This window comes from Allorhodopirellula heiligendammensis (genome assembly GCF_007860105.1).
GTDB classification, from domain to species: Bacteria; Planctomycetota; Planctomycetia; order Pirellulales; family Pirellulaceae; genus Rhodopirellula; species Rhodopirellula heiligendammensis.
Genome location: NZ_SJPU01000002.1, coordinates 1634443 through 1648726, shown reverse-complemented (window position 1 = coordinate 1648726; position 14284 = coordinate 1634443). Strand labels below are relative to the sequence as shown.

The 14284-nt window shown below is 57.7% G+C and carries 8 protein-coding genes; 5 read left to right on the top strand and 3 right to left on the bottom strand.

Features of this window, described 5'->3' with window-relative positions:
* Positions 1-276: 276 nt before the first annotated feature.
* Positions 277-3189 carry a mechanosensitive ion channel domain-containing protein gene (locus tag Poly21_RS16470; protein WP_146408006.1) on the bottom strand — a complete coding sequence of 971 codons (2913 nt, stop codon included), beginning with the start codon at positions 3187-3189 and terminating at the stop codon, positions 277-279.
* The gene (locus Poly21_RS16465) at positions 3189-4187 is read right to left on the bottom strand and encodes a phosphatase PAP2 family protein (protein WP_146408005.1); all 999 of its coding nucleotides are present in this window, start codon (positions 4185-4187) and stop codon (positions 3189-3191) included. The genes Poly21_RS16470 and Poly21_RS16465 overlap by 1 nt, the downstream gene beginning before the upstream one ends.
* A 277-nt stretch (positions 4188-4464) precedes the next feature.
* Here Poly21_RS16465 and Poly21_RS16460 point away from each other — a divergent pair, with 277 nt between their 5' ends.
* The 5 genes from Poly21_RS16460 to Poly21_RS16440 all read left to right on the top strand — a co-directional run bounded on the left by Poly21_RS16460 (position 4465) and on the right by Poly21_RS16440 (position 11272).
* Complete coding sequence (locus tag Poly21_RS16460) at positions 4465-5166, top strand: DUF502 domain-containing protein (RefSeq protein WP_302119228.1); 702 nt, start codon at positions 4465-4467, stop codon at positions 5164-5166.
* Between the two features lie 138 nt (positions 5167-5304).
* Entirely contained in the window at positions 5305-6798 is a 1494-nt protein-coding gene (locus Poly21_RS16455) for a hypothetical protein (protein ID WP_146408003.1), read from the top strand.
* Between the two features lie 5 nt (positions 6799-6803).
* On the top strand, positions 6804-8834 hold the full coding sequence (locus Poly21_RS16450; protein WP_146408002.1) for a MutS family DNA mismatch repair protein: 2031 nt from the start codon (positions 6804-6806) through the stop codon (positions 8832-8834).
* Positions 8835-8972: 138 nt separating this feature from the next.
* A complete protein-coding gene (locus tag Poly21_RS16445) occupies positions 8973-9779 on the top strand; it encodes a dienelactone hydrolase family protein (protein ID WP_146408001.1) in 807 nt (268 codons plus the stop codon).
* 269 nt (positions 9780-10048) lie between these two features.
* Positions 10049-11272: a hypothetical protein gene (locus tag Poly21_RS16440; RefSeq protein WP_146408000.1), complete on the top strand. Its 1224-nt coding sequence runs from the start codon at positions 10049-10051 to the stop codon at positions 11270-11272.
* Between the two features lie 44 nt (positions 11273-11316).
* On the opposite strand, the gene Poly21_RS16435 is transcribed toward Poly21_RS16440, so the two are convergent.
* Positions 11317-14280, bottom strand: coding sequence for a VWA domain-containing protein (locus Poly21_RS16435; protein WP_146407999.1), 2964 nt, complete (start codon positions 14278-14280; stop codon positions 11317-11319).
* Between the last annotated feature and the right edge of the window lie 4 nt (positions 14281-14284).

Sequence of the window (14284 nt, the reverse complement as noted above, 5' to 3'; positions counted from 1 at the left end):
CAGCCGTTTGGATGGTAATCGGGCCTGTTCAATCTTTGGATTTTGGCACTCGAGTGGACTTGCGCAAGTCTTTGACTTCTACCTATCGAAACAGCGTCTGGGCATGGTCGACGGGCGGCAGCAACTCGGGGCGATACGCCAGTACTGAATCCACTGCGTTCCTCACGGGGACAGAGTTCCTCTCGGGGACAGAGACGCCGTGCCCCTGCGGTCTCGCATGCAAATGAATGCTGACTACGAAGGGAGCAAGCTCGGCGAAACCTCACCGGCCAGATATCAAGCAGCCCGGCCATTTCGGCTGCGTCGGCGGGGAGCGTCGCGTTCGGAACCGTCCCAGCGATCACGCATCGGTGGCTGAGCCGGCTGCGTTTTCGCAAGCCAGTTTTTCTCCGCTAGATAGCGGCGGACTAGCCTCAGTAATGCGTCGCGATAAACCTCGGCATCGTGGCCATCTTCGATCCACACCCGCAACTCGATCCGCTGCGAACGCTTCCCCACACACACCAATGTGGCCTGCGGCGTCGGGGTCAACAACACATCATCTTGCTCGATTGCCAGCTCGGTCAACAGCCGGCAGACGTCGGCGGGACGCTCGTCGCGACTGACGGCGACCTCGACTGGGATCACACTCAGTCGTCCCGCGCCACGCCAGTTGACCACCTGCTCACCGACAAAATTTTGATTGGGAATGATTACTTCGCGACCATCGTCGTCCGACAGGATGGTCGTGCGCAGTCGCTGCGCAGCGACGCGTCCGCGGACATTGCCGACGGAGATGAAATCGCCCAAGTGGGCCGGCTTCTCAAATAGCACAATTAACCCGCCAAACAGATTGCGGACCATGTCTTGCAGCCCAAACCCCAAACCGATGGTCAATCCAACGGCTAACCACTGAATCGTTTGCCAGCGAATACCAATGGTTTTGCACGCGATAAAGCACCCCACGGCGAACAATACAAATCGTCCGAGCACCAGCGAAAAGTGCTCCATCCCTTCGTCGAAAGAAACTCGCTGCAACACCAATGCATCGAACAAGGCCGGCAATAACTTGGCAAGTTGGAATGCGACGAACAGTGTCAACGCTGCAAAGCCGAGGTGCAACATGGTGATCGGTGTGGTTTCGACGCTGGAGCTCACCATCGTTTGCCCCGCTTCGTTCACCACAGAGTTGGTGACGGTGTCATGGACATTCCAGACAACGGGATTGCCTAGGTGCATGCTGGGAAAAATGTCGATCCACAGCCATGCCACGCTCGCGATGGTGGCGAACACTAACGCACACTGGCAGAGAAACGCCAGTTGATGCTTCAACTCCAAATAGTGCTCGGCCAAGACGCCGGACGCAGACGAGTCTACGGGATCACGATGATCAGAGTGCTCATCCCGACTGCTCGGTGGCGGTGCCGTGCCGGTGAGCAAGGCCCATCCTCGCGCAGAGAGAATCTTCACCGCCGGCCAGAGCGTGACCGCGATCAGCAGGGCAGCGACCGTGATGATCGCGCGTTGGATGATGGCAATCGCAGTAAAACCATATCCGAGTGCCGTCAGGGCGATCATTGCCAACGGGAATCCCACACCGATGATGTAGATCACAAAACGGATGCGATGGATCACATGGCCACCCAACTTCGCGATCAATGGTTCGAGAAAACCACCACTCGGTCGCAGCGACAGATGCAGGGTCCAGGCCACCAAGGACATCGCCACGATGAAGCCGACGCGGGCGACGGAACCTCGCCAAATGCCATGGTCGATTTCTGCGGTCAAACTGATTAGATAGGCCGCCATTACCAGCGCGAACCCGATCAGCTTCAGGTAATTTGAAGCACGCTCGCGGCGAGGAAGCTCGACGGCCACGTGCTTATCGACGTAACCCCAATTGCGCAGTAGCTGCCGCGGTACTTCCACCAGCAAAGCGACCAACGCTGCCGCATAAAATCCGCTGGATGCATTGAGCGTCGATTCGGAAACATAGCCACTGCCCAGCCAGCGCGCGATAGCATAAAGCACTGTGGGCAGCGTCAGGGCCACAGTCACCGTGAGCACGCTCGCTACGAGTAGACGAGCGTCGGTGGTTGCGTGTCGCAGTCGCTTCCGTTCTCCGATACCGATCAACCACGTCTTGGCTCGCCAACGCACGATCAGAATGACCACGATCGAGAACATCAATCCAATTCCCGCGACAGAATCAGAAACCCATTTGCGTTGCAGCGAGTATCCAAAATCTCCGCTACGACGAGCGTCCAACAATGCTGCCAAGCCGCTGCGAAGCTGCTTCAGATCGCTGAGGCCGAGTGGCTGGCCACTACGAATCCATGTGATGTGGCGGTCCACCAGCCGGCGATAATCACTCGTCAGTTTCGTCGAGGCCCGCGTCGTGGTATCGAGCTCGCTCAATTTTTGCTGGTAGTCCTCGTAACCCTGTCGCAGCGCGGTCAGCCATTGATGCCGGTCGCGAAGGAGAGCCTGCAGTTGTGATTTTTCGCTAACGGATGCGGGCCGCTGCGTTGCCGCCCAAAGTCGCTCACTCTGCGCCTGCACGTTCGAGCCATCGTGATCAACCATTTCGATGGCCAACTGCAACGCCCGCGCGCGGGCGAGGTCTTCACTCACGAATGAATTATCCGAGTCGCGGACCTGCCACTGATCCAATTGGTCCTGCTTACTCCGCAGTAGCAACCCAATCGTGGGCGTCAAACCATAGTGCTCGATTTTCGAGGTGATGTCGTCGAGATCAGCCGAAGTGGCCTGCAGTTTAGCGGTGGCTTGGTCGAGTCGTTCGGAGAGATCAGAGTGTCGCTCCGCAAGATCGATCCACTGCTCAACAAAATGCGCGTTGTCATTGGCAACCTCGGAGATAGGCGCGACATTGGCATCGGCAATCTCACGAAATCTCGCCTGCGACTGTTGAGCTGATCTCAGTGGGCTCTGCGGGACACCCCAGCCAGCAGAGCGATCGGCATCCGAGAAGTCCCATCGTGCGGCAGACGATTCTTGCCGAGCCGGGACGTGCCGCAGTGAATCAGGTCGCAGAAATTCAGGCCGCTGCAATTCGGGCCGAGGTGAATCAGGCCGAGGTGAAGAGAAGAGATGAGCATTTTGCCCTGAGCAAGGGGCGTGCGCAGCGACACCTAGCAGCAGGCAAAACAGTAACTTCCAGCGGGCGCGCGGCAGCGGGATGGGATTCATCAGGCGGCCCGTTCGTCAAAATGAGTTTGAGTTTGCTCACGCCCGGCAGTGTCTTGCTTGCTAAACCCTGGGTGATCATCGGAGGGGGAGCGACTTGCTGATGTTGTGGACGTAGCCGTAGCTGCGGCAAGCTTACGATCGCCCGCCCCGCTGGGGAGTGAAATGGAGTCGCTCGATCGCCGCCGTCGACGAGGTTCAGGGGCCATGCGATCGAATAGCGTTCCCATCAATTTGGGATGGTAACAGACGAACGACCACAACAAGCCAATTGCGATGCCGCCGCAGGCGTCGCTGAGAAAGTGTGCCCCGGCATGCAGGCGTTCCAATAGCACACCGATCCAGATGGTCGCAAAAAGCACCCGTCCACGCGGTAGCATGATCCACAAACCAATCGTCAACGCGGTGGCCGTCACGACGTTGGCACTGGGGAACGCACGCGTGCTCGCGTCGAACGCAGCAATTTCGCTGAGGTCCCAGTCAAACGCCCACAGCCAGGCCGAATCGCTACCGAAGTATGCCAAATCCAAACTATTCGGGCGGGGGCGAAGCACAAACCACTTCGTAATTGTTGCCACTGCACCGCCGCCCAGGGCAAGTGTGGCCAGTCGCGGTACTTGCCAACGCATCCGCGGGGCGAACAGCATGATGGTCATCAGCACGAGAAATACCCCCGTGCCATGCGAGAATATCAATGACAGTTCGAGCGCTGAGTCCAGATCACGAGGCAGCGGTGAAGTTGCAAAGAATGCCGCCACACCCGCGTCGATAAGGGTCAACACCGGTACCATCATGGCCATGATGGCGGCCATATATACGAGCGTCTCAGGGCGATAGAGCGTCGTGGCCTCCGTCGTCGCCGTGCTGATGCCCGGGCGACTCGCCGAGGCAATCGGTTGCGGGCAGTCCAGACGCGGACTGACGTGCGCGGCACTGACGGGTTCCGAACGTGAAGTATCGTGGTGGGAGCGATCCAAGGGAGTGTCCTTTTGATCGAGCATTTTTTTGAGGACCTGAACGACGAACGTCGATCTTGAATGCCTAACCAATCGGAGTGTCAGCCCGATAGATCAGAGCCAAAAAAATGCAGACACTCCACGACTGAACTCGCCCCAATTGGCCACAATGGGGTATACCGGCATGTGCATTGTCCACCGACAGCTCCGCCCGATGCGAATGAAGATACGATAGCCCGAACCTGCGGAGCGGTCCGGGCTACAATGTTTCGGCGCAGACCAACGAGTGGTCCCGCTACGATGGCAATCCTGTGTTTCGTTGATGACCGCCATGAATCACGTCAATCGTCACTTCTCATTTCTCCGTGCGACTGCCATTGGGGGGATTTTCTTCCTACTTCCCTTGGTCGTCTTATGCGTGCTGTTGGGTCAAGTTGCCCAGGTGGTGGTCGCCATCGCGATGCAAATCCATCCCATCCTGCGAGACTGGCTTGGGATTCAGGGGACCACCGGCTATGCCCTGGTGATTGTGATTGTGGTACTGATCATTGTCCTACTGTGTTTTCTGGCTGGGATGCTGGCCAGCCGCTCGATCGCGCGTCGGTTCACGACGTGGGTCGAAAAATACCTGTTGATGATGTTCCCCCGTTACGCCATTTTCAAAGAGCAACTCAGCGGCAACATTGGTGGTGAGATAGCCAAAAACCGGCTGAAACCCGTGTGCGTGCAACTGGAGGGATATACCCGATTAGCCTTCGAAGTCGAGCGTTCCATTTCAGGTGTTTCGAATGCTCCCGACCGAGAGAACTCAGAGCGGAAGATTGGCGAAACCCCGACGCATGATGAACTGGTCACGCTGTACCTGCCGGGTTCGCCCGATCCCTGGAGTGGCACGGTCATCAACGTCACACCCGACCGTGTGCGGGCGATTCAAACTCCGTTCCCCGACGTGCTTGGCGCCTTTGAAAAACTCGGGCTGGACTCCCAGAAAATATTGCGTGGCGAATCGGTGCACGAGAACTAAGCCGCCGTGTTGCCGATCACGAGGGATATCGTCAGCCCGTCGCTACGTTTATCCTAGAGCAATTCTGCACTCTCTCCGCCGGGCGTTATTTCCACCGGACCGTCACTACTTTGAGCAGTCCGGTCGGGTTCCATTGCGATGAGCGAATTTCTCGTTTACTACCGCCGTCCCGACCCCACCACGTGGGTCTACATGTCGTCGTTCTTGACGATTGGACTGTTCTTCGTATTCCGGCGATTCTGGAGCATTCGCAACCTCGACATCGCCCTGCTGATTTTGCTCGCTCCGGGACTGCTGATGGTCAACGAGGGCTACCGCCGGCAAACCCGATTGGACCGCGAGCTCGTTCAAGCGATTGCCCAACAAGAGAGAGCGGAGCAACCCGCAAAGAATGTCGCGGACGACTCCAGCCCCACGTCGGCAGACGATGCCCGCCGAGCGGTAAGCGAATTGGAACTCGCTGAAATGCTCGATGACATGATCGAGGAGGCACCGCGAACCGAAGCTCAAGCGGCCGCCTATGACTCCGCTGTGTCACTACGACGTGGCGGGTTTATCTGGTTGTTTGTTATCGAGATGGCGTTATTGATTCGCATGCTGCTCGATCCGCTGATGGTCAGGCGTCCGCTCTTGGATCCCAATCTCACAACGGGCGGATTGAATTTTCTCGGCGTCTCACTGTTTATTTTCATGATGGCGAATGTCGTCGCCAGCACGCCAGAGATCCAGCGCGAGCAAGGCCCTGAACTGGGACCGGGTTATGCCTTGATGAATATGCTGCCGACCATTCCGGTGCGCCCGGTCAGCGAAGCCATCGCAGGTGCCGAACCGCCGACACTCGACGAACTTTCGCCCCCGCAACGACACCGAGCCGCCATCGCGAAAATCATCGCTATCATCAGCCAGTCAGCGATCCTGATCGGCATCCTGCTAATTGGAAACCGCCACTTCGGCAACCTCCGCGCTGGCGCTGGCTGCGCGACGCTGTACCTCCTGATGCCTTACACGTCCCAAATGACCGGTCGCATTGATCACTTTGTGCCGTCCGCATTGCTCCTCTGGGCAATTCTCCTGTATCGCAAGCCGTTCTTTTCGGGACTCTTTGTGGGTGCTGCCGCAGGATTGGTTTATTACCCGCTCTTTCTGCTGCCACTGTGGTTCAGTTTTTACTGGCAACGTGGTGCCCGGCGATTCGTCGTCGGCGTTTTATCAATGCTGTGTGTGTTGATGGCGCTGCTGGTCCTCGGCGGTACCGAGCCCTTCTTTGAGCATCTACGTCGCATGTTCGGCCTCTTCTTCCCGACCCAAGATCCACGTGGCATCTGGGAACTGGGCTGGAATCCAGTGTGGCGTCTGCCAGTGATCGTGGCATATGTCATCTTAAGTTTCTTCTTCGCGATCTGGCCGGCGCAGAAAAATCTTGGCATTCTGATCAGCTGCTCGGCGGGCCTGATGATCGCCGCTCAATTCTGGCACGGCTACGGTGGTGGCATGTACATGGGCTGGTTCCTACCGCTGCTGCTGTTGACGATTTTTCGGCCCAACCTGCAAGACCGCATCGCATTGAAAGTTATCGATGCCCGGCCAAGATCGAACTCTCTCCGAACTTCCGCAAACATGGACGCAGCCTGAACCGGATGTCGAATTTCCTTTCCCATGAAGAATCTGGTGGCTGCAGCGAGGCGCATGCACGCTACGTCGACCAACTCGCCATAATCGACCGCGATCTGGAAAGCTTGACCGCGCGAGACTCGCGACTGGGTAGCATACGAGTTGGCCTCTTTTTTTTCCTCGTCATCGGGTTTGGCTTTGCGATCACAACCGGGCATCCTTTTTGGATCACCGTCGCTGTCGTCGCGTTGGTCGCCTTCCTGGTCGCGGTCGTGCGCAACGAGACGGTGCGAAATGAAATGGAGATTCTACAAAGTCGGTCGCGGACGCTGCGTCGCTTAGTTCGTCGACTCGACCGCGACTGGCAAGCACTCGCAAATGATTCCCTCGGGAACGTCGCCGACGCGATTCAGCTCGATAGTCGCCAAGGTGCGTTAGCGGGTGACCTGGACTTGATCGGCGATGCGTCGTTGTTCCAACTTGTTTCCATGGCGGCAACCACCCCCGGCCAACGAACGCTCGCAAACTGGTTAACTCGCCCGACTGACCCCGACACCGCAATGCAGCGGCATCATGCGGTTCAGGCCCTTGCGCCGGCTCGTCAGGAGCGATTGCAGTTCTACACGCTCGCCCGAGAAGTCGGCACCTCGACGGGCGATCCCGATTCATTTGTGAAGTGGGCCGCCAGTCCAATGTGGCTGCCATCACGTCGGTGGCTGATTCCCTGGGGGAATTTCACTGCGGCACTCGCGATTGCTGCCATCGTCGTGTTGATCTATGCAACCTTTACCGAGGATCGAGACCTCACCCGGTTTTCCTTCGTCGCGTTAATCGCGATCGCGGTGGTCAATCTATCGATAGGATCGCTGCTGCTCGGGCCCGTTGCTCAGATTTTCTCCATTGCGATTCAGTCTCGCCGCAGCGTGGAAGACTATGCGGAGTTATTTCGTTCCGCTGAGCTGCTCCCGTCCGCTGCACCTGAGAACACAGCGCCGGGTGACACGGTCGGGCGCATCCGCGAAAGGCTGCTAGGCTCTGCGTCGAAACGAGAATCCGCCAGTCTCGCGATGACGCGACTCGCAGTGGTCGCCAAGGCGGGATCACTCAAGCATTCCGCCGCTACGTTCTTGATCTATCTACCGCTACAGGCATTTGCCCTGTGGGACGTGCGGGTGCTGCGCCGGCTGGAGGCGTGGAAAGAACAATACAGCCCGCAAGTTCACGACTGGTTTGTCGCACTGGGAGAACTTGAATCGCTACTCTCGCTTGCTGCCCTCGCCGACGAGTATCCCAACTGGGCATCGCCCGAGTGGATCCAATCAGGCACGGATGCCGCACAACAAGTCAATCCAAACGAGAACGTCGTGTTGGCCTGCGAACGTCTCGGCCATCCACTTCTGCGTGACGAAGTTCGTGTTCGAAACGACGTCACGATCGGTCCGTCGGGCACGCTTCTCCTGGTGACGGGAAGCAATATGTCGGGCAAGAGCACGATGCTCCGCAGCGTGGGACTGAATGTCTCGCTGGCGATGGCAGGCGGACCGGTGTGCTGCCAGTCAATGCGCCTGCCGCCGCTCGAAATGGCAACCAGTATTCGAGTTAGTGACGATTTGAGCCAAGGCGTGTCGTTCTACATGGCCGAACTCAACCGACTCGCTGCCGTGGTCGAACATGCTCGCGAGTTACACGCCAACACGGAATTGGCTGAAGACTCCGCTACCGCGTTTTCACCCCGTCTCCTGTTCTTGCTCGATGAGATCCTCCAAGGCACCAACAGCCGCGAGCGGCAGATCGCCGTGACCCGTGTATTAGGGATGCTCGTCGACAGCGGAGCGATTGGCGCCATCACGACTCACGATCTTGAGTTGGCCGACGAACCGGAGCTGGCACGCATCGCTCACACGGTTCACTTTCGCGAGACCATCACTCCCGATGCCGACGGCGATGAACGAATGACGTTCGACTACACCATGCGAGCAGGCGTTTCGCCGACCACCAATGCCTTGCGTCTGCTCGAAATGGTTGGCTTGGGCGAAGAAGGTCGGAAGTCCGAATAGGATCGAGTATCCTATGAGTGTCGCCCTTCGCTTCGACGGGCCGTTCCCCAGCAGCGCCTCAACGGCCAGCTCTACAGAGAGCACGACGACTCTCGCCGCTACCACTGTTCCACGCTTACAATAACTGGAGTTTTATCCATGCGTTTCCTGTTTCTCATACTCGCACCCCTGTTTGTTTGCCAGCACGCGATTGCTGAAGTCCGCACCAAGACCGTCGAGTATCAAGACGGTGACGTGACCCTCGAGGGATTCGTCGCGTGGGATCCGGCTGTCACCGGTCATACCGTGCCAGGCGTGCTCGTCGTGCATCAGTGGATGGGACTTACCGCTTATGAGAAAGGGCGGTGCCAACAGCTCGCCGAACTGGGATACGTCGCCTTCGCGTTGGATATCTACGGCCAGGATGATCGACCCGGTACCATCCAGGAAGCGGGCCAGACCGCGACGATCTACAAGCAGGACCGAGATCTGTATCGCCGTCGCCTCAATCTGGGCCTGGACCAACTGCGCAAACAGACCGGTGTCAACAAAGACCAAATTGCCGCGATCGGGTATTGCTTTGGTGGCACTGGCGTCATCGAACTGGCCCGCAGCGGAGCGGAAATCAATGGCGTCGTCAGCTTCCACGGCGGCTTGGATTCCCCCTCCCCCGACGACGGCAAAAACATCGCGGCCAAGATCCTCATCTGCCACGGAGCAGATGATCCATTCGTACCCGAGGCCGATATCAAGGCTTGCGTGGCCGAGTTCGATGCGGCCGAGGTGGACTGGCAAATGAACATCTACTCCCACGCTGTGCATTCATTCACGCAACCCATGGCGGGAAATGACAACTCTCGTGGTGCCGCATACAACGCGGACGCAGACCGTCGCTCTTGGGCGGCGATGCGGATTTTCTTCGCGGAAATTTTTGATCAGGATGTTTTCAAGAAAACCGCCAAGTAGAAGCCGATCGGTCAGGCTGAAGGCCGACTCCATTGTCTGTCTGGGTCGGCCTCCGGCACTGAGAAACTGGTATTCTCGCATTTCTCGAAAAAACCGCGCCGTAATTTCGCCCCGCCCGGTCGCGCATCAGGCCTGGGTTGTTGAACCCGGGCGGAATACGGAAGTGGCGAACTCGCTGATGCCATTGACAAACAAAATCCGATGACTGCCGGGCTCATTGGCATGCACTCACTCGGCGATCCCGAGTATCTCGTAGCGGAGCTCTCCAAATGAAACGTCGGCTGGTTCGTTTTTTTAAAATCCTTCTCTGCTTAACGGCGGTCGTGATCATCGTTGCCGCGTTCTTTTGCTGGCGGTCTTTTGCTGCTGTGGAAGCGGCGCTGGCACCAGTCCGAGAGCGTGGCGAGCCGGTGTCGATCGCGGATCTCAGGCCCGCTCCGGTCGCTGACGACGATAATGCCGCGACCTATCTCACACCGATCAACCAAGAGATTGGACAGGTCGTCAATGAAGTGTACCCGATAGCTTTTGACGAGGACTTCTCTTGGCAGACTGGATTGACGTCAGACCATTCCACAAAACTCAAAACCATTCTGGACGCACATCCCCACCTTGCTGACCCGATCGCCAAAGCATCTCGCTGCTCCCAACTTGCCTGGCCGCTCAACTACGATTCAGCACCCAACGATCTGATGGAGCAGTTGCTGGACATGGATGTTCGCGCCATCGCACGGTTTCAGATTGCCCGTGCTCGGTATCTCGTAGCAATCGATAAACCGGATGAAGCGACTGCGGTCTGCCTGGAAGAACTGCGTTTGATTCAGTTGCAGGGGGATACACCGCTACTGGTCTCGTGGCTAGTCAATATCGCGTGTCGAAGCCAGATCCTCAACGAGCTCAACGGTATCTTGCAAACCCAAACACTGCAGCCGGAGCCCCATGCCGCGATCGAACACGAACTCAGGCAGTCAGCAATCACCGATCAGTTCAAGCATATGCTCGAAACTGAGCGTGCGTACGGGATCGATAGCTTTCGCGGATTCTCGCTCCCCATTTTTCCGTTGACACCACAATTGGAAAACTACATCGAATACATGAGCGAACAAATCGCTATCGGAGCGCCGCTGCCATTCGAATCATCACCACAACCCCAGGTGACCGCCACCGGCATGACAGAGCTCCTTGTCCCTTCGCTCGAGAACGCTCGCGATGCGATGTCCCGCACACTCGCCACAGAGCGTTGTGTGCGAGTACTCAACACGATCCAGTCGCGTGCTGACCAACAAACACCGGTTGATCTTAGCGATTTAGACTTACCGGTCGATGCGATCCTCGATCCCTACAGTGGAGAACCGTTGCTATCGAAGTCGACGGATGAAGGCTGGATCATTTACAGCGTCGGTCAGAACGGCCAGGACGATGAGGGTAATATCGAACCGGATGGCGAATCCAATCAATCGCTCGACATAGGCGTAGGTCCGCCTGCGGCATGATGATGTTTGCGCGGAGTATTGGATCGGCAACGCCATCCACGACTTTACGAGCGTCGTGCGTTCTGCTTGGCACGTAAGAGGCGTTCGCTGTAGCTAAGTTCTTCCGTCTCGCTTGCCGGTTCAGCCAGCGGTCGTTCCATAGGTGCCGGCGGCTTGCTCGCATGGGCTCGAGACTTCGCTTGGCGGAGCGCATCGAGGCGGCTGACGCTGGCGGTAACGCTCTCCGGTTCCGTGGCGGCCGATGACAGGAACTGCTTTACCCACCCCATTCGTGGCGCGATGCGACGCACCATCACATCGGCAAAGAACAGGCAGCAGGCGAGCAGTACGAGCATGGGCCACGCATCGCGGATCGAGCCAATCGCCGCCAGTCCGCTACGGAACGGATTGAGCTCAATTGGTTGGTCCGCATCCACCTCAGACAGACGCACGACCTCTCCACCGGATGACGTGTCGATCTGTGATTTCGCAACACGATCCATCAGGGGTGTATTGATCTGTCGGGCCCGATATTCCTTGGTGGTCGAGACCGTCACGGCCGTCGTCAGTGGAGCCGACGATGCATCGGGAATGACTTGGATAAAGTAGTTACCCGCTTGATCGGTTGGAAATGTTCCCGCATATCTCCCCGGTGATGTCTGACTGAGGGACAGCGAGATCGGCTGCATGTCGGGTCCGAGCACTGATCCAGCGGGTTCGAGGAAGTTCAAAAACTGATCTTGAGCGTCGAGTGCGTTGACAACAACTTCGACACCGTCATCACGTACGATTGTCGCTAGTGAGAACTGGCCCGTATCACCCGCCGGTCGCATCAACCACCGCACCAGTTGGCTGACCAGCTTGGAGTCGCCCGACCACGAATTCCAGTCACTGGCCCACCGTTGGCCACCGTCGGTGGTAAGGACGGCTGAACGACCAAGCCCGTATTGCCAAACTGCCAGTATCGGATGATTCGTTTCCTGGGGCCCGGGTGCTTGGATCAACGCCTGAGCCAAAGGACTGTCTTTCATCGTCGTCATGACGTAGCCATGAATCGGCGGCGGGGTATCGATACCTGCTAACAATTCGTGCGAGTAGGTAATCTGCGGTTGGACACCTTCACCGCTTTCAAAGATCAGCGGCCGCGAAACCCGACGGGACTCCCGCATCACGATCTGTGGGATCGCCTTGGGAGATATCACATGATAGAGCTTGCCACCTCCTGCATTGGCTATCCGCCGGAGCAGATTCACGTCGGCACCTTGGCCAATCGCGACGGCGGTAACCGTGATCCCCGCAGCCTTCATTTGCTGAACAAGACTGAGAAAGTCATTTGCGTGAGTTTGTCCGTCGGTCAACACGATCATGTGTTTGACCGACGCGTTAGCACGCGTCAATTGGGCGAAGGCCTGCCGCATCGCGGGGTACATGTCCGTGCCTCCGCCCGGTCGAATCCGACCGATCATCGGCAGCATGTGGGAGCGTTGTCCGACCTTTTGCATGGGAATGACCTCATGTGCGGCGGAGTCAAATGAGATGATGCCGAGCGAATCGCTGGGCCCGAGCATCATCACCGCCGCCCGCGCCGCAGCTTTGCACAGCACCATTTTTTCACCGTCCATCGATCCCGAGCTATCGATAACCAGCGACAGAGCACCCACTGCGTTGACCTTCGCATTCTTGATCTCGAAATCTACCGGCATGGCCGTTTCCAGTTCCGTGCCCGTCCAGCCACCTGCGCCGAGCGAGTCGGGACCGCCGATCATCAGCAAACCGGCACCGAGTTGCTGGGTATTGCGAACGAGTAGCGAGATTTGATCGTCGGTGAACTGCGAAATGGAGTTTGCGGAATCACCACCGACACGGGGCACATTGGCCAAGATGACCGCGTCATACGCTTGTAGCTCCGCGAGGGAAGTGAACGTGGCATGACTCGGTTGCACAGTAACTTCGATCGACTCCTCACGCAGCATGTCAACAAAATTTGTCCAATCCTCCGATTGGTTAGCGGGTTCGATCAGCAATACCCGACTCTTGCCACGAACGTTGACGAAAGTGTTCGACCGATTGTTCTGCGGCCGCGAGTCGCCTGCGGACGAATCTGCGATGAACTGTGCAGAGTACGTATAGGGTGCCGGCCGTGTGATCGTGTGCCGTAGCGGAAACACATTCTTCCCCGGAGCAACCTCAACAGACTGCTCGGCCAACAACTCTTCCTCGCCGTTGAACGTTCGTGTGATTCGCAATCGCCCTTGAACGCTGCGACTCCCGGCCTGTGTCGACTCCCGCGATTGGTCGACGCTCTCTGAATCGTCGGTGGGTGTCACATCATTTGCATCGACGATATTCTCGACAACCACACGTGCTTCGAGTGGTTGCCCCGTGCGGATTTCGGTGGGCATGTCAATTCGCTCGACGATCACATCCGCGCCCGCCTGCGGCGAAACGGCTACGAAGTCGATACCGATTCCCGATGCGATGATCGGTGCCGCTACTTCTTCGACGTGTCCTTGGGTTTCATTGCCATCGGTAAAGACGACGATTCGTCGCCGCGTATCTGTTGGCATGGACGCGGCTGCCAACGTCAGGGCTTGCTCAAGGTTGGTCGCATCGGTGCGAATCTCGACTGGACTGCGTCCGGAAACGCTCGGCAGATCATCGTGAAAAGGGGGGACCTCAATTGACGCATCGGCGCCACATAGGATCACGCCCACCAAATCCTCGCGTGATGCACTGCGATGCTCCGCTGCATTGCGCCGTGCAAACTCATACAACCGCTCACGCTGATCGACATTGATGCTTTCCGATTGATCGAGCACATACATCACCGACACCCGATCGGTCGTCCAAGCCAGCCTCGCACCCGCGATCGCCAGCACGACCGCTGCGATCACGGAGACACGCAGCACCACTGCCAGCAGACAACGCAGTCGCCCCAAACTCTGCAGATGCCGGTAGCCGTAGATCGCCACCAGTGGCAGTAGCATCAGCAACCACAAGTAGCCCGGTGCATCAAAGGTAATTTGCATGGAG